The 18079-nt window shown below is 68.6% G+C and carries 7 protein-coding genes; 4 read left to right on the top strand and 3 right to left on the bottom strand.

Features of this window, described 5'->3' with window-relative positions:
* Positions 1-47 precede the first annotated feature (47 nt).
* Positions 48-5138, bottom strand: coding sequence for a non-ribosomal peptide synthetase (locus tag L3V18_RS03975; protein ID WP_237053295.1), 5091 nt, complete (start codon positions 5136-5138; stop codon positions 48-50).
* A complete protein-coding gene (locus L3V18_RS03980; RefSeq protein WP_237053296.1) occupies positions 5135-12580 on the bottom strand; it encodes a polyketide synthase in 7446 nt (2481 codons plus the stop codon). The genes L3V18_RS03975 and L3V18_RS03980 overlap by 4 nt, the downstream gene beginning before the upstream one ends.
* A gap of 304 nt (positions 12581-12884) precedes the next feature.
* Here L3V18_RS03980 and L3V18_RS03985 point away from each other — a divergent pair, with 304 nt between their 5' ends.
* Positions 12885-13499 (top strand): J domain-containing protein, encoded by a 615-nt coding sequence (locus L3V18_RS03985; protein ID WP_237053297.1) that lies wholly within the window; start codon positions 12885-12887, stop codon positions 13497-13499.
* Here L3V18_RS03985 and L3V18_RS03990 read toward each other — a convergent pair.
* Positions 13417-14811 (bottom strand): TIGR03013 family XrtA/PEP-CTERM system glycosyltransferase, encoded by a 1395-nt coding sequence (locus L3V18_RS03990; protein WP_237053298.1) that lies wholly within the window; start codon positions 14809-14811, stop codon positions 13417-13419. The genes L3V18_RS03985 and L3V18_RS03990 overlap by 83 nt on opposite strands.
* Before the next feature lie 409 nt (positions 14812-15220).
* On the opposite strand from L3V18_RS03990, the gene L3V18_RS03995 reads away from it, so the two are divergent.
* The 3 genes from L3V18_RS03995 to L3V18_RS04005 all read left to right on the top strand — a co-directional run bounded on the left by L3V18_RS03995 (position 15221) and on the right by L3V18_RS04005 (position 18062).
* Entirely contained in the window at positions 15221-16156 is a 936-nt protein-coding gene (locus L3V18_RS03995) for a methyltransferase, TIGR04325 family (protein ID WP_237053299.1), read from the top strand.
* A gap of 9 nt (positions 16157-16165) precedes the next feature.
* Positions 16166-17377, top strand: coding sequence for an acyltransferase family protein (locus L3V18_RS04000; RefSeq protein WP_237053300.1), 1212 nt, complete (start codon positions 16166-16168; stop codon positions 17375-17377).
* A gap of 106 nt (positions 17378-17483) precedes the next feature.
* Positions 17484-18062 (top strand): serine O-acetyltransferase, encoded by a 579-nt coding sequence (locus L3V18_RS04005; protein ID WP_237053301.1) that lies wholly within the window; start codon positions 17484-17486, stop codon positions 18060-18062.
* Positions 18063-18079: the final 17 nt, after the last annotated feature.

Below are 18079 nucleotides of genomic sequence, written 5' to 3' on the forward strand. Positions count from 1 at the left end.
CTGTTTCCTGTCGATGCCGTGCGCCCGTTTCGGCCATCCAGCCGGTTTCAGCCGGAGACATGCTTCGAGGATGCACCGCCGAAGAGCCGTTTCAGGCGCGCCCCGAATCCGGGTCTCGGCCCCGAGCCCGGGTCGGCGGGCAGATCGACGGCGATCTCCGAAAGCCCCTGCGACGCGAGGCGTACGAGCTTGATCTGCAGCCCGGTCTCGCGGGCGACCCGCTCGGCCATCTGCATGCCCTGCATCGAATTGCCTCCCAGATCGAAGAAGTTGTCGTCCGGCCTCACCCGAATCCCCAGCATCTCTTCCCAGATCGCCGCCAGGTAGCGCTCCTTGGGGTCGAGGCTCGTCCGCGCACCGCCATTCGTGCCGGCGTCCGCGGCGACATGCCCGGCCGTCGCGGGTTCGGCCGCCGCGCCTTCCCGGCTGCCGGTTCCGGTCGCTTCAACGGCGACGGGAGCAGCGCCGATCATCAACGGCTCGCCATCGTCGAACCGGGCCAGCTCGCGCAGCAGCTGCCTGGGATTGCCGGCGATCGCCTCCAGCATCGACAGGTAACGGCGGTGGATCCGCTCTGCCGTCGACGCCTCGTAGATCTCGGCGTTGTAGACCAGTCCGCCGATCAGGCCACCGGCATTCTCGACGAACCACAGCCCGATGTCCTCGGTCGCGCCCGGCTGCAACACCGGCACCCGCGAGTGGCTGAGTGCGCCCCAGCGGACCGGCCGGTTGCGGGCGTCCTGGAACGAAAAAAGAGACTGGTACATCGGGCTGCCCGTCGGGTTGCCGTCGGCACTGCCGCGCAGGCTCAGGTCCGCCGCGAGATCCTCAAGGCGCACGTCCGGGTTGGCGAAGCTGTCCAGAACCTCGGCCTTGATCCCGCGCACCGCGTCGGCGAACGTGCCCTCGGGATCGATCCGGACATGCAGCGGCAGCAGGGTCGTGAAGTAGCCCATCAGGTGCTCGAGCTCGGCCGCATTGCGGCCACGCACCGGGGTCCCGACGACCTGATCGTACTGCCCGCTCATCCTCGCCAGCACCACGCAGTACGCGGTCAGCAGGACCATGGACAAGGTCGCATCGACGTCCAGGCCGGCCCGGTGCAGGCGCGCGGTCAGTTCGCTGGGGACGCTGGTGGTGATGCTGCGCCCCTCTCCGGACATCCCCCGCCGGCGCGGGTGGTCGGTCGGCAATGCCTTCGGCACCTGCCGGTCCCTCGAATACGCGGAGATCCGCTCGCGCCAGAACGCCAGCTGCCTCGCGTACCCGGGCCCCTGGACCCATCCGCGATGCCAGGCGGAGAAGTCGCCGTAGCTCACCGGCAGCTCCGGCAGGACCGGCTCGCGCCCCTCGCAGCGTGCGGCGTACAGCTCGGACAACTCCGCGTACAGCACGTCGAACGACCAGCCATCCCAGATCAGGTGATGCGGCATGAAGAAGAGCACGTGCTCGTCCTCGCGCAGCCGGAACAGACGTACGACGAACAGGGGCGCGCGGTCGAGGCGCTCGAACGGCACGTGGATCAGCTCCTGGATCCTCCGGCGCAGCGTCTGCTCGCGCTCCTCCACGGCCAGCCCGGACAGGTCCTCGACCTCGCCGATCACGGGACCGATGTCGTCGTGGACGATCTGCACCTCCTCGCCATCGACGACCTCGAAGCCCGTCCGCAGCACGGTCTGCCGCTGGGCGAGCGCGCGCAACGCGGCATCCATCGCAGCGACGTCCATCGGTCCGGTCAGGCGATGCGCGGAAGGCGTGTTGTAGGTGACCTGGCCGGGATTGAAGCGCTCCAGCCGGAACAGGCGTTCCTGCATCAGCGACAACGGCGCGCGACGGCGATCGGGCAGGCGCGGCACCGGGGCGCCCTCCGCCGCGCCGGACGCTCCATCACCGCGTCCTTCGCCGCGTTCGATCAGCGCGGCCAGGCCGGCCACGGTGGGCGCATCGAACAGCGCCCGCATCGACAGGCTCACGCCCAGCTGCCTGTTGATCCGCGCCGTCAGCTGCGCGGCCAGCAGGGAATGCCCGCCGAGGGAGAAGAAATCATCGTCGACGCCGATGCCGGGCAATGCGAGCACCTGCTCCATCAGGGTCGCCACCTCGCGCTCGGTGCCTGTCCGCGGCGCCACCCGTTCCGGCGCCCGCCGGCCTTCGACCGAAGGAGCCGGCAGCGCCTTGCGATCGACCTTGCCGTTCGGCGACAACGGAATCGCAGGCATGAACACCAGGTGCTGCGGCACCATGTAGGCCGGCAGCGACCTGCGCAGGTGTTCGAGCAGGCTTTCCTCGTCGGCGGCGCCGGCCTGCCGGAGCACGACGTAACCGACCAGGCGGACATCGCCGGGACGATCCTCGCGCGCGATCACCGCGCAGTGCGCGACCCCGGGATGGGCGGCCAGGTTGGCCTCGACCTCGCCGAGCTCGATCCGGTAGCCGCGCACCTTCACCTGGAAATCCAGCCGTCCGAGATGCTCCAGCGTGCCGTCGTTGCGCCAGCGGCCGCGATCGCCGGTGCGGTAGATGCGGTCGCCGGCCGTGGCGGCGCCGGCTGCCATCGGGCCGGGTACCGCCGAGAACGGATCGGGCAGGAAGCGTTCGCGGGTCAGTTCCGGACGGTTGAGATAACCCAGCGTCACCCCTGCCCCGCCGATGTAGATCTCGCCCGGCACGCCAACGGGACAAGGCTGGCCATGCTCGTCGAGCACCCACACCGAGGTGTTGGCGATCGGGCGCCCGATCGTGATGCCCCGTTCAGGATGGTCCAGGCACGCGCAGGTCGACCACACCGTGGTCTCGGTCGGACCGTACATGTTCCACAGGCTGCCGCAGCGCGCACGCAGTGCCACTGCGAGCTCCTGCGGCACGCTTTCGCCGCCGATCAGGGCCTTGAACCCGCGGCCGCCGCTCCAGCCTGATTCGAGCAGCACGCGCCATCCCGACGGCGTCGCCTGCATCGCGGTGGCACCGCTGCATTCGAGCAACCGCCGCAGTCCGGCGCTGTCGCGCACCTCGCAACCGGCCATCACGATGCCCGCGCCGGTCACCAGCGGCAGGAACAGCTCGGGCACCGACATGTCGAACGACGTCGTCGTCACTGCGACCAGACGGTCGTCGGCGCCGAGACCGGGCTCGCGGCTCATGCTGGTGAGCAGGTTCACCAGCGCGCGGTGCGGCACCACCACCCCCTTGGGCCTGCCGGTCGAGCCGGAGGTATAGATGACATAGGCCGGTGATTCCGGACCGGCACCGCCCGCGCGCGGCGTACCGGTGCGGCTCCAGGCCTGCGCATCGATGTCGGCGTCCAGCGCCAGCACCCGCTCGCGCGGCAGGCCCAGCGCCTGCGCGGCGCCGCCGAGTTCGATCACGCATGCGAGGCCGGCATCCTCGGCCATGAACTTCAGGCGGTCCGGTGGATAGTCGGGATCCAGCGGCACGTATGCGGCGCCGGCCTTGAGCACCGCCAGCACCGCCGTGTAGAGCTCGGGATCGCGGCGCATGCAGATGCCGACCAGATCCCCCGCGCCGAGCCCGCGTCCCTGCAGGACGCGTGCGAGCGCGTTGGAACGCCGGTCGAGTTCGCCGTAGCTGATCGTCTTCGCAGGCGCGCCGGAAGCATCGAGAAGCCCGTGGACGATCGCGATCCTGTCGGGCGAGGCGGCGGCGACGTCGGCGAACCGCATCTGCACCGGACGCTCCGGATCGAACGCGGTGGGCGCCGGCTGCAATGCCGACAGCGCCGCCTTCTGCTCCGCGTCCAGCCACCCGAGTCGATCCCAGGCGGTTCCTGGATCGGCGACCGCGCTGCGCAGCAGTTCGGCGAACGCGGCCATCCAGCGCCGGATCGTCGCCGCGTCGTACAGGTCGGTGTTGTACTGGCACTCCAGCCGGATCGCGCCGCCGGCCGGCACCGCATTGACGAACAGCTCGAAGTTCTCATGGCTGCGGGCGTTGGCGCTGAACTCGCAGCTCAGCCCCTCGAGCCCCAGCGCATCGTCGTCGACCTTCTGGTCGAGGTTGAACAGCACGCTGACCAGCGGCAGCCGGCTCGGATCGCGCGGAATCGCGAGCTTCCTGAGCAGGGTGCCGAAGGTATAGCGCTGGTGCTCGAACGCGTCCAGCAGGGTCTCCGCAGTCAGCTCCAGAGTCGTGGAAAACGCAGTGCCGCGCTCGACGTCCAGCCGCACCGGCAGGATGTTCACGCAATGCCCGACCAGCTCGTCGTGGCCGCCGTTGGCCTGCCCGGCCGCGGCGATGCCGACCACCAGGTCGGTCTGGCCGCCGAGCCGTCGCAGCAGGGTCGAGAATCCTGTCAGCAGCGTCGAGAACAGACTGGCGCCGTGGCGCGCGCCGAGCTTGCGCACCGCCGCCACGAGCCCTGCATCGAGCACGACATCCTCGCGTGCGGCGACGAACGTGCGGTGGCGGGGACGCGGACGGTCCAGCGGCAGGTCGAGAGTCGGCAACGGATCGCCCAGGCGGCCCAACCAGTACTGCTCGTCCTGCCGGCTCTGCGCGGACTGCATCCACGCCGCCTGCTCGGCGGCATACTCGGCGAAGGACTGCGCCGGCGCGAGGGCACGGTCGCGCTCCCCTGCGACGAGACGCCGGTAGCCTGAGGCGATGTCGCGCGCGATCACGCCGAACGACCAGCCATCGCAGACGATGTGATGCGCGGTCATGACCAGCAGATGGTCCCGGTCGTCGATACGGAAGATGTCGGCACGGAACAGAGGCCCCTGCTCCAGGTCGAACGGCGTCTCGACGGCAGTCTTGAGGTAATCCGCGATGCGGGTCTCGCGCACCTCGACATCCATGCCGCCCAGGTCGTGCGTGCCGACCTCGATCTCCATCCGCTCGGCGATGTAGAGTTCGTCGCCATCGGGGCCGACCGTCGCCCGCAACGATTCGTGCCGCTGCACCAGTTCCTGCACCGCCTGGCGCAGCGCTTCGGGGTCCAATGGGCCACGCAGCCGCAGCGACACCGATTCGTTGTAGGCCAGCGATCCCTCCCGCCCGAGCTTGTCCGCCAGCCAGACCTCACGCTGCGGCTCGGTGACCGGCACCACCCGCTCGAGCGCGGTCTGGGCGAACGGATCGTAGTCGACGGTTTCGAAGCTCGCCGATTCCTGGCTGTTCATGCACTCACCTTCAGGAACTTGCCCGGCGTGGCGGGATCGCGGACGAACCAGGCGGGTTTTCCGCTGGGGTCGCGTCCCAGGCGCGCGCCGGGGACGGGCGGATTGCCGGCGTCGAAGACGGCTTCGGGCTCCCGGCGCCGCGGAATGAATTCGGCCTCCTGCAGCTCGAGAACGGACTCCCTGAATGCATCCACGACCTTGGCGAAGTCCGTCTCCGAATGCGCCGTCGTGAAGAAACACGGAAAGTTGTCGAGAATGTGGACACCGCGGCTGCGCATCATCGCGAACAGCAGGTCCTGCAGCGGATGGTCCTCGGCGAACGCCACCTTCCAGAACGAGGTGTAGTGCTTGATCGCGATCGGCGCGCCGACCTCCTCGCAGAAGGCGTTCATCTCCTCGGCCATCGCGGCGGTTCGCGCGTTCAGCAGTTGCTGCAGCGACGGCCCGGCGTCGCGCAGGTGTTCAAGCACCGCTTTCGCCGCCGCCAACGCCAGCGGATGGCGGACGAAGGTGCCGGCGAAGTAGGTCACGCCGACGGTCGGGATCGAGTCGTCGCCGAACTGCCAGTAACCGCCGTCGAGCGCATCCATGTACTCGCGCTTGCCCGCTATCACGCCGATCGGGAAGCCGCCGCCGACCACCTTGCCGTAGCTGACCAGGTCGGCGTCGATGCCGAACATCTCCTGCGCGCCGCGGGCATGGGCGCGGAAGCCGGTCACCACCTCGTCGAAGATCAGCAGGGCCCCCGACCGTGCGGTGACCTCGCGCAGCTCCTTGAGGAACCCGCCGGGCTGGAAGTCCGGCCGCCGGCTCTGCACCGGCTCCACCAGCACCGCTGCGATCTCGTGCGCCCGCTCGCGGATGATGTCCAGGGTTTCCGGCGTGCCGTAGTCGAGGACGAGCACGTTCTCGGCGGTATTGCGCAGGATGCCCGGCGCCGCCGGAACTGATTTGAGCTTCTTGGTGCCGCGGACGATGACCTCGTCGAAGATGCCGTGGTACGAGCCGGTGAAGATGACCAGGGTGTTGCGGCCGGTCACCGTGCGGGCGATGCGTATCGTGCCCATCACCGCCTCCGAACCGGTGTTGCACAACGCCGCGCGCGCCGAACCGGTGACCTCGCAGACAAGTTTGGCGACCTCGCCGGCCAGCGGATGCTGCGGGCCGATCTCGTATCCCAGCTCGAGCTGCTGACGGACCGCATCGAGCACGAACTCCGGCTGCCAGCCGAACAGGTTCATGCCGAAGCCGTTGAGCGCGTCGACGTACTCGTTGCCGTCCAGGTCCCACACCCTCGCCCCCTGCGAGCGGCACACGACGATCTGGTAGGTGATCTCCTTCAGCAGCGGGCGGAAGCCGTTGACGACGCGCGGATCGGCCAGATGCGGGCGATGCGCCTGGGTGTACTCCTTCGAACGCTGCGTACGCGCGGTGTAGCGGCGGATGAAGGCGTCGAGGCGGGCCCGCTGGCGTCCGGTCAACTCGTCGGCGGAGTTGTGGATCCGCGCGATCGCACCGAATGCCTTCTTCACGTCGTAGCGGGTGTGCGCGAGCGCGACTTCCTCGTCGACGCCTTCGGCATCGGCGACAGCCGGCGGCGACGGCGCGACCTGAGCCGCCGGTCGCGATTCACCCGCGGACGCCTCGGTGACCGGCACCGGCGTCGCAGCGATCGCCGGAGCCTGCACGCCCAGCAGCGCCAGCTGCTGGGCCATCAGCTGCATCTGTTGTGCGATCACGTCACGGACAAGACCACTGCCAGAGGCGCCATCCGTCGACAGCATCGCCCGCGCCTGCGCCGGTACCTGCACGGACACCGGAACCGCTGACGGCATGGCGGCCGCTGATCCGCCCGGCATCGGCACCGGGATGTCGGCAGGCGCAGGCATCGGCGCCGGCTCGGCTTCCGGTGGCAGCAACGCGTCGAGAATCGCCGACAGCCGCGAGAGGCTGGAGCCCTCGCCCATCAGCTGACGGAACGCGATCTGCACCGAGAATGTCTTCTGCAGCTGCAACGCAACCTGGGTCAGCATCAGGCTGTCGAGACCCAGCTCCATGAAGTTGTCGTCGGGGTCGGCGTCGGACAGGTCGAAACCGGCGACATCCTCGATCAGCTCGCTCAGCCGCGTCCGCAGGCGCAGCGCGCGTGGCGGCGGCGCGCTTGCGGCGCTGCCGGTGGGCGTGATGGACACTTGCGTCTCCGTGGCCGCGGTCGCGGCGGTCGATGGCGTTTCCGCCGGGATTGGCATGGACGGATGGGGCAACGGCGGATCCGGCCGGCCAGGGTCACCGACCTCGTCGCGCCCGCCGGTCGGCGGTGCAGGCTCGGCAATCGCCGCTTCGATCCAGAAGCGCCTGCGCTGGAACGGATAGGTCGGCAGTCGCAGCCGCTGCCTGCGCCGGCGATGGTCGAAACCGGCCGGGTCGAGATTCACGCCGGAGCACCACAGCTGGCCGGCTGCGTGGAGGACAGCGTGGACCTCGGCCGCCGGATCGTCGGCCAGGCTCTCCACCGTGCGAAGGCCGCTCTCGCGTACTGCCGGATGCTGTCGGGCCAGACCGCTCAGGGTCCTGCGCGGCCCCGCTTCGAGCAGCACCCTGCCGGGCGCGGACGCGATCGTCTCCAGTGCCGCCGCGAACCGCACCGGCTCGCGCAGATGTCGCGACCAGTAGCGGCTCGATGTCGCCTCTTCATCGGCGAGCAGCGTCGCGGTAACGGTCGACACGATCGGCAGCGACGGCGGCGACAATGCGATTGCCGAGACTTCGGCCTCGAATGGCGCAACCACCGGATCCATCATCGCCGAGTGGAACGCATGCGAGGTGCGCAGCTCCCGGCACACCACGGCGTCGCCTTCGAGTTCGCTCCGGAGTCCGGCGATCGCGTCGTGCGGACCCGCGACCACGCAGGTGCCGGGGGCATTCTCGGCGGCGATCTGCAGCCCCGGTGGCAACCTCGCCGCGACGGCGTCGACGGACAGCCGGATCGAAAGCATTCCGCCGGACGGCTGTGCCTGCATCAACGCACCGCGCCGCGCGACCAGCCGCAGAGCGTCTTCCAGTGCGAACACTCCGGCCAGGGTGGCAGCGACGAACTCGCCGACGCTGTGACCGATCATCGCGACCGGCGTCAAGCCCTGCGCCATCCACATCCGAGCCAGCGCGTACTCGATCGCGAACGTCGCCGGCTGCATGACCGCGGTCGGCAGCAGGGCTTCGGGATCGTCGCCGAACATCTTCTCGCGCAGATCGAAGCCGAGACTTTCCGACAGCGCCCGCGCGCAACGGTCGATCGCGTCGCGGAACACCGGCTCGACCGCATGCAGCGCACGGCCCATCCCCGCATAGGTCGCGCCCTGTCCCGGGAACATGAACACCACGTCCGGCTCGCGCGCGGGCTTGCCGCGTGCGATCGCCGACTCCAGCTCCCTGCCGCGCAACTGCGCGACGGCATCGCCGGCGTCGCGACAGACCACTGCGGTGCGATGGGAAAAAGTCTTGCGACCGCGCGCCAGCGTCCATGCCACATCGGCCAGATTGATCTCCGGATTGCTTTCCAGGTGCTCCGCGAGCCGCGCGCACGACGCCTGCAATGCATCGGGCGAGCGTGCCGACAGCACGATCAGCTGCGGGCCGTCGGCGGGCTCGGCCGGCTCCGGCCGGGGCGCTTCCTCGAGTACGACATGGGCATTGGTGCCGCCGACGCCGAAGGAGCTGACACCCGCGCGGCGCGGTCCCGCCGATTCCCTCCAATCGTACGGCGCATCGTTGACCACGAACGGCGAGCCGGCGAATGCGATGTCGGGATTCGCCGTCCGGAAATGCAGGCTGGCCGGGATCCGTCGCTCGCTCAGCGCCAGCGCGGTCTTGATCACGCTGGCCGCGCCCGCGGCGATCACCATGTGGCCGACATTGCTCTTGAGCGACCCCACGCGGCAGAAGCCGCTATCGCCGGTGGTGCGCCGGAACGCACGGGTCAGGCCTTCGATCTCGATAGGATCGCCGAGCGGCGTCGCGGTTCCGTGCGTCTCGACATAGCCGACGCTGCGGGCATCGATGCCGGCATCGTCGTGCGCCATCGCGATCACCGCCGCCTGTCCCTCGCTGCTCGGCGCGGTGAAGCTGGCCTTGTGTCCGCCGTCGTTGTTGACGCCGATGCCTCTCACCAGCGCGTAGACGCGATTGCCGTCCGCGCGCGCGGCCGACAACCGCTTCAGCAGCACCACCGCGGCACCGTCGCTGAACACCGTGCCCCGGGCCTGCGCATCGAAGGTGCGGGTGCGGGCGTCCGGGGACAGCATCGCACCCTCCTGGTACATATAGCCGCTGTTGGGCGGACAGGTCACCGACACCCCGCCGGCGAGCGCCATCTCGCACTGCCCGGAGCGGATCGCCTGCACCGCCTGGCAGACCGCCACCAGCGAGGTCGAGCATGCGGTGTGCACGCTCACCGCGGGGCCGGTCAGGTTGAGCTTGTTGGCCGCACGCGTCGCGATGTAGTCCTTCTCGTTGCCGAGCATCACCTGGAACGCGCCGATCGTTCCCACCAGGTCCTGGCGCGGCGCGACGTGGCGCTGGTAATAGGTCCCGTTGTACATCCCCGCGAACACGCCGACCCTGCCGCCCGCGTCGTCGGGAACATGCCCTGCCCGCTCCAGGCATTCCCAGCACATTTCCAGGAATATCCGCTGCTGCGGATCCATCAGCTCCGCCTCGCGGACACCGATTCCGAAGAACGCGGCGTCGAACCGGTCGACACCGTCGATCACGCCGCGTGCGCGGACGTAGCGCGGATCCTCGCGCTCCGCTCGTGCAATCGACGGATCGAGCCGATCCGGTGCGAAGAACGTGATGGTGTCGCGGCCCTCGCACAGGTTGTCCCAGAACGCCTCGACATCCGCCGCTCCGGGAAAGCGCCCGGCCATCGCGACGATCGCGACCGGGTCGTCGGCATCCTTCCCCGCACCCGCCCCGGCGCTCTCATGCGCCGCGTGCGCGGGTTGCGCGGGTCTCGTTCCCGCGGTCCCGTGCCGGTCGCACCGGGCAGCCAGTGCAGCGGCCAGCCGGTGTGGCGTCGGGTGGCTGAACACCTTGGTGGTGGCGACGCTGCAGGTCGGTGCGTCCGGCGATTCGGGGGGATGGTCCGGCAGCGACCGGGTCAGCGTCTCGGCCAGGCGCACGGCCAGCAGCGAGCTGCCGCCGAGCTCGAAGAAGTTGTCGTGGCGACCGACGCCCTCGATTCCAAGAACCGCGCCGAACGCATCGCAGATCGCGTTCTCCACCGCGCCGACCGGGGGCTCGTAGGCGTTGGCGAGGTCCGGGCGCCGCGGATCCGGATCGGGCAGCCGTCGGCGATCGAGCTTGCCGTTCGGCGTCAGCGGCCATTCGTCGAGCGTGATGTAGCGAACCGGCAACATGAACTCCGGCAGGCTGCCGGCAAGGAATTCCCTCAGTTGCGACGGTGCTGCCGGCCGCTCCGACGGCAGCACATAGGCCAGCAGACGTTTCTCGCCGGATACGCCCGCCCGCGCCTCGACCGCGCAGGAGCGCACACCCGGATGCCGGGCCAGGGCCGCCTCGATCTCGCCCAGCTCGATCCGGTAGCCGCGGATCTTCACCTGGGTGTCGGCGCGGCCAATGAACTCGATCACGCCGTCCGCCCGCGCACGCACCAGATCGCCGGTCCGGTAGAGCCGCGCGCCATCTGCAAAAGGATCCGCTACGAAGCGTTCCTCGGTCAGCTCCGGACGCTTCAGGTATCCGATCGCCAGACCGGCGCCACCGATGAACAGCTCGCCTGCCACGCCCGCCGGAAGCGGACGTCGCTGCCGGTTCAGCACGCGGATCCGGGTACCGGCGATCGGTCTGCCGATCGGGATCGACGTTGCATCGCTGGCCGATGCCGTCCCGACCGGATGCGTGCAGGCGAAGGTCGTGCACTCGGTCGGTCCATAGCCGTTGTGCAGGCGAATTCCCGGCACGGCCTGCAGCATCCGCCGCACGTGCGGCACCGACAGCGCCTCGCCGCCGGTGAACAGTTCTTTCAGGCCGGCGAGGTGACGCGGGTCGTCGTCGACCACCGTGTTGAACAGCGCAGCGGTCAGCCATGCCGTGCTCACAGCGTGCCTGTCGATCGATCGCGCAAGCCCGGCCGCGGTCGGCAACCGCTCGTCATGCACTACCACGCAGCCCCCGTTGAGCAGCGGCCCCCAGATCTCCAGGGTCGATGCATCGAAGCCCAGTGGTGCCGCGTGCAACATGCGCGTATCCGGCCCCAGCGCGATGTAGTCGACGCCGCACACCAGGCGCAGGATCGCGCGGTCTGGAATCTCAACGCCCTTCGGCGTACCGGTCGAGCCCGAGGTGTACATCACATAGGCCAGAGAATCCGCACTGCGCAGGTCGGATCGATCGCCAGCCACGTTGGCGCGTGCTTCGCCGGAAGGCTGATGCATCGCATCGGCGACGACGCGCGGGACACCTTCCATCACGCCGGGAGGACCGCCATCCGCACCGACGACGACGGCAGCGACGTCGGCGTCTTCCAGCATGAAGGCCAGACGCTCCGGCGGATACGCATCGTCGAGCGGAAGATAGGCCGCGCCTGCCTTCAGTATTCCAAGCACGGCCACGATCGCGTCGACCGAACGCCGCATCGAGACCGCAACCACCATGCCCGGGACGATTCCGGCGCCGCGCAGCCGCGCGGCCAACGCATCCGCACCGGCATCCAGCTGCGAGTAGCTGAGTGTGCAAACGCCGTCGACGACCGCGGTCGCCCCCGGCTGGCGTCCGGCGACCGCCTGGAATACGGATACCACCGAAGCGGTGCCGCCCGCTGCCGCATCCGGATCGAAACCCGGCGGTCGTTCCCAGCTGCACTCGCCCGGCGTCGCGATGTCGATCGCATCCAGCGGCTGTCCCTGCAGCAACGCTTCCAGCGCACGCATTGCCGCGGCGGCCATCGTCTCGACCGCCTGCGTCGATAGCGGCGCCCGGAACGCGATCTCGAGCGCGAGAGCTCCGCCGGCGGAGAAGCTCCAGACCGAAGCCGTCGCGAGGTCATCGCCACCGGCGCCGCATCCGTCCACGACCCACGCACACGCGCATGCCGCGTCCACGTGCGCAAGTTGCGCGATCCCGTTGCCGGCACCCTCCTGAACGGCCTCGCCCGTCGCGATCGCGATCTCGCCCTGTTCGATGCCATCCGGGCCGATCCGGGTGGCCAGGACACGCTCGACCCCGCTCAACCGCCCCTCGGCCAGCGCGAGGGCGACGACCAGCAGATCGACGCGTGCGGCCCCGTCGAGCACGCCCAGCGGCGCGCGCAGCGGCTCCGGCAGCGGGATCCGGGTGCGCTGCCAGCCGGACTCGCCGTCCGCCGGCCGTCCAGGCAGCGCATCGAGCAGCGCTGACGCCTGCGGGAAGGCGCCGGCATGCATGGCCGGCTCACCCATGGCTGCCGGCGCCCTTCGTCATGGCATCCAGCGGTGGGATTCCGGACGGCGCGAAGTCGCTCGCATCCGCGGCAGCGGCCGCAGCGATCGGACGAAGACTCAAACGACGGATGCATCCGATCTGTTGCATGGAAGACCCTTGCATGACAACGACAGCAGATCCTGCGGCTATCCTCTGACAACGGTTCCCGATGGCGGATTCGGCCAGCCCGATGGATTCCGGAGCGACGGCTCAACGGAGTAGGATGTCCGGGCAATGCCGGTTGCGGCACGCTGATCGGGGGAGCCCATGAAGGCGGATCTGGCCGACATCTATTCGCAGCTCGACCTGCGGCCCGACTGCAGCCTGGAGGAATTCCAGTACGCGTATCGGCGCCGGGTCGCCCAACTGCACCCCGATCGTCGCGGCGGAGAGCTGTCCCCCGAGATGGAACACACCCTGCGGACGCTGATTGCGCTGCACGCCAGCGTCTGCGATTTCCACCGGCGCCATGGGCGGATGCCCGGCGCCCTGCCCCAGCCCGAAGCCGAATCACCTGCGCCATCGGACATCTTCTCGCCGGCGTGGCCGCCGCAAGAACCCGAGCGCAAGCGGCCTGGCCCGGTGCGGACCACCCTCACCCTGATCGCGCTGTTCGTCGCGCTGATCGTGCTGCTGGCGTCGTGGAGCTGGCTGACCTCGCGTACCGGCACCGGCGTGGGCTTGTCCGGCCCCGCTGGACCCGGTGCCGGGCGCCACGTCGCTGCCATGCAGGCGACCGGTCCGAACGGGATCGCCCCATATCCGCCTGATCTCCGCCTGATCTCCGCGGCCCCTTCGCCTACCTCGCACCACGCCGGAACAGCACCACCTCCACCGTCTGCAGCAGGATCATCACGTCGAACAGCAGCCCCTGGTTCTTGACGTAGAACAGGTCGAAGGTGAGCTTCTTCTCGGCGTCGGCCACCGACGCGCCATAGGGATACCGCAGCTGCGCCCAGCCGGTCAGGCCCGGCTTCACGCTATGGCGCAGGTGGTAGTAGCGGATCTCGCGATTCAGCATCTCGACGAATTGCGGCCGTTCCGGGCGCGGACCGACGAAGCTCATCTCGCCCCGCAGGACGTTGAACAGCTGCGGCAGCTCATCGAGCCGGGTCACGCGGATCCAGCGCCCGACCCGGGTGCTGCGGTCGTCGCCGCGACTGGCCCAGCGGGCTACGCCGTCGGATTCGGCATCGACCCGCATGCTGCGGAACTTGACCAGTTCGAAGGTCCTGCCGTTCTCTCCGACCCGCGTCTGCCGGTACAGCACCGGCAGGCCGGACTCCAGCCAGACCGCAAGCGCGACCAGCAGCATGACCGGCCATGCAATCAGCAGCAGCGCGCTGGCGGCGACCAGATCGAACAGGCGCTTGCTCAACCGGCGTACCAGCGAATGGTCGAAGCCGCCCGAGAACACCAGCCACGACGGATCGGCGACGTCGGGCTTGACGATTCCCGCCTCACGCTCGAAGAAGGTGGAAAGATCCGAGACCGCGATGCCGCGCTGTGCGCAGGCCAGCATGCTTTCCATCGGCAGGCAGCCGCGCCGCTCGTCCGGCGCGACCACGATCTCGTCGACGCCCAGCCGTTCGGCCAGATCCACCAGGCCGTGCGGCTCGTGGATCGACAGCGCGTCGGCGACCTTCACCGGCTGGCCCGGCACGGCGACGAAGGCAGCCACCACGAACGACTGCCGGTCCGCCGCCCGCCGCAGACTGCTGTTGATCTGGGCGGCGTTGTTGCCGGCGCCGAACACCAGCACCCGGCTCTTGAAGATGTCCGTGCCGGTGAGCCGGCGCGCCAGCGAGCGCAGCGCGACCACCCCGACGAAGCCGAAACCCATCGTCATCAACAGTACGCTCCTGCCGACGTGGGTGGACGGCACGAGGTAGTACAGCACCAGCAGGCCTATCCCGCCGAACGCGAAGGACAGCGCCAGACGCAGCAGGAACTCGGATCGCCGATGGCGCAGATAGGCCTGATACAGCCCGAAGCACGACATCGCGAGCACGATGAAGACCGCCACCAGCCACAGTCGCAGCTGCCCGCGGTCGAGGAATATCCGCAGGCCGTCGGGATCGTCGAGGAACCTGAGCCACACCGCGAGCTGTGCGGCGGCGACGATCACGAGGGTCTCCAGCAACCAGAGCAGGCGTACCGCCCGGCTGGTGCGGCTCTTCGAAACGGCTGTCACCTACGCATCTCCCACCGCTGACGGGTCGCCACGTCTGCCAGGTCGCTCCCGGACTCACGGTCCCGGCCGATCGCCCGCACGGCGTCGCCTCGCCATGCACGGCAGGGGTCGCGCGGCTGCCGCCGTCACGGTGAACGTCTTCGCGGCGCCCGGTAGCAAGGGAACACCACGTCTTGACATCAACGCAATACGGCGGCGTTCCGGCCACCGCCGCCTCCCTGCCTCCAAGTCCGCCATGCGGGCTGCGGACATCCGCCCCGCGACGGCGGAATGCATCGCCTGCGAGGCGCGCGTCGCCCCTCCGGCGAAAAGGCCCGGCCGCGCATCGCATGGCTCTCGGGCCAGAAACCGGAAAACCGGAATCGCGCCCTGTCCTGACGGGGACGCGGCCGACGTTTTTCCTTGGGAGATGAACTTCCGCACAGGCAGGTCCGAAGTGCCGCACGCCACGCTCACGGAAACCCGCTCCGGGCTGCGCAGGATCGCCGCCGAAGCCGCGCAACTGCCGGGATTGCGCCGGCTGGCGCAACCCGTCTATCGCCGCATGTTCCGGCGGCCGTTCCAGGAGGAGGCGTGCTACTACGGCATCTACGACAGCTATGCCGAAGCCGCATCCGCCGCCCCGGCCACCCTGCCGAAGTCGTACGACACGACCGCATCCGGGCGGATGTACCACGACCGGCTCGACCAGGTCAGGGTCAGCGACTATCCGATGATCCATTGGCTGTCGCGCCTGCTTGCGCTCGGCAACCGCTCGGTGTTCGACCTCGGCGGACACGTCGGGATCAGCTATTACGGCTTCTCGCGCTATCTCGACTATCCGCCGGACATGCGATGGACGATCCATGACGTCAACGCGGTGGTCGTCGCCGGTCGCGAACTCGCCAGACGCAAGGACGAGCGTGGCCTGCTCCAGTTCACCGATTCGCGCAACGGCGTGGACGGCAGCGACATCATGATTTCCTGCGGTGCGCTGCAGTACCTGGACTACACCCTGGCCGAGCTCCTGAAGCCGCTGCGAAAGCGTCCGGCGCACGTGCTGATCAATCTCACGCCGATGCACAGGCGGATGAACTTCTTCACCCTGCAGAACATCGGCTTCGCCATATGTCCGTACCGGGTGCCGGCGGTACCCGACTTCATTGCGGACATGGAGCGGCTCGGCTACCGGGTGGAGGACCATTGGGAATCCTTCGAACGCAGTCTCCACGTGCCGTTCTCTCCCGAGCACGATGTGGATTGCTACCACGGTTTCTACTTCCGTCTCGCCACTCCGATCGCGATGTCCGCGCACGCGGCAGGTGCAGCGGAGCTGCCGAGGCCGGCCGTCCAGGCGATGGGCTGAGGACCGCCGATGTCCGTGCCCGTCCTTTCGCCGGATCGACCGCACGAACATGCGATGACCGGGGATGCGCCGGACGCGCGCGCGTCGGCGAAGAGGGAACGGGTCAACGAGATCGACCTGCTGCGCTTCATCGCCGCGCTCGCGGTGGTCTTCTTCCACTATGCCTTTCGCGGCTATGCCGGTGGCGACCGGACGATCATGCCCTATCCGTTGCTGGAGTCGGTCGCCAAGTACGGGTTCAAGGGCGTCGAGCTGTTCTTCATGATCAGCGGGTTCGTGATCCTGATGACCGCGTCGAACGGAAGCCTGCGCTCGTTTGCGGTTTCGCGTTTTGCGCGGCTCTATCCCGCGTTCTGGGCATGTTGCACGCTGACCTTCGTCGCGATCGTGCTGTTCGGCGGCGACCGCTTCTCGGCATCGTTCTCGCAGTATCTGGTCAACATGACGATGCTCAGCGGCTTCGTCGGCGTACCGTCCATCGACGGCGTCTACTGGTCGCTGTTCGTCGAGCTGCAGTTCTACGCAATGGTCGCCGGCGTGCTGATGATCGGCAGGATCTCCCAGGCGCAGATGTTTCTGGCGCTGTGGCTGGCGGCGACGATCCTGCTCGAACTGTTCCCGGTCGCGCCGCTGCGCTTCCTCCTGATCACCGACTACGCCGCCTATTTCATCGCAGGCGCGGCCGCCTTCCTGATCTGGTCGCGCGGCAGCTCCTGGCTCCGCTACGGGATGATCGGGATCTGCTTCATTCTGGCGCTGCGCGATTCGCTTGGTGGAATCGAGGGCTTCGAGCGCCACTTCGACACCCGGATGAACGTCATCGTCGTCGTCGCGATCATCGCATCCTACTTCGCGGTGATGCTGCTGATCGCGACCCGGCGCACCGGTGCGTTCGGCCGGCGCCGCTGGATGGTCGCGGGCGCCCTGACCTATCCGCTGTACCTGATCCACCAGAACATCGGGTACATCATCTTCAACATCGCCTACCCCGCGTTCAATCCGCACCTGGTGTTCTGGGGCACGCTGCTGCTGGTCCTGGCGGCGTCGTATCTGGTGCACGCGCAGATCGAGCGTCGGTGCGCCGGAGCCCTCAAGCGGACCTGCAACCGCGCGCTCGATGGCGCGAGCCGATGGGTTTCGCGACTACGGACACAACTCTCGCCCACCGCGCGACTGCACCGGCGATTCGGCGACGAAAGCACATCCGGCAAACCGAACTGAGCCCGCAGCCAGCAGGAACCTGCATCCGGAAACCCTCGAAACAGCCTCTCCTCATGCATGGGACCGACGTCGACTGGTCCGCCCCACCCCTTCGGCGACAACAATCATGGCGTCCATCATTGAAGCACCCGAGGGCAAGCCGGAACACGACGTCATCACCCTGATCCGCAGCGACCTGTTCCGCCATGCCGGGCGAACATCCGCATCGGCCCTGTTCCATCACCTGCTCTGTAACCGCTCCTTCAGGTACTGCTTCTGGCTGAGGGCCTGCCGATCGCCATGGACGATCGTCAGGGTGATCGCAAAGCTGATGCATCGGTACCTGTCCAACAAGTACGGCATACAGATTCCGGCACGCACACGGATCGGGCCGGGACTCTACATCGGCCACCACATGGGCATCATCGTGAACTGGACGGCGACGATCGGCAGCAACTGCAACATCGGCCAGTTCACCACGATCGGATCGAATCACGACAACGCCGCGCGGATAGGCGACCGCGTGTACATCGGTCCGGGGACCTCGATCGTCGAAGGTGTGACGATCGGCGACAACGCCACGATCGGCGCCGGAAGCATCGTGGTGAAGGACGTCCCCGCGGATGCGACGGTCGCCGGCAATCCCGCGCGGGTGATCTCGTGGAAGGCACCTGCGCGCTATGTCCAGAATCCTTGGCGGGGCTGATTCCGCAGCGGCCACGC

It is taken from the genome of Marilutibacter chinensis, from assembly GCF_021725675.1.
GTDB classification, from domain to species: domain Bacteria; phylum Pseudomonadota; class Gammaproteobacteria; order Xanthomonadales; family Xanthomonadaceae; genus Marilutibacter; species Marilutibacter chinensis.

Excerpts from the sequence above, each read along its gene's own strand:
- L3V18_RS03995 (WP_237053299.1), top strand. The coding sequence starts at position 15,221 with ATGAACTTCCGCACAGGCAGGTCCGAAGTGCCGCACGCCACGCTCACG.
- L3V18_RS04000 (WP_237053300.1), top strand. The coding sequence starts at position 16,166 with ATGTCCGTGCCCGTCCTTTCGCCGGATCGACCGCACGAACATGCGATG.
- L3V18_RS03980 (WP_237053296.1), bottom strand. The coding sequence starts at position 12,580 with ATGCATGCCGGCGCCTTCCCGCAGGCGTCAGCGCTGCTCGATGCGCTG.
- L3V18_RS03985 (WP_237053297.1), top strand. The coding sequence starts at position 12,885 with ATGAAGGCGGATCTGGCCGACATCTATTCGCAGCTCGACCTGCGGCCC.
- L3V18_RS03975 (WP_237053295.1), bottom strand. The coding sequence starts at position 5,138 with ATGAACAGCCAGGAATCGGCGAGCTTCGAAACCGTCGACTACGATCCG.
- L3V18_RS04005 (WP_237053301.1), top strand. The coding sequence starts at position 17,484 with ATGGCGTCCATCATTGAAGCACCCGAGGGCAAGCCGGAACACGACGTC.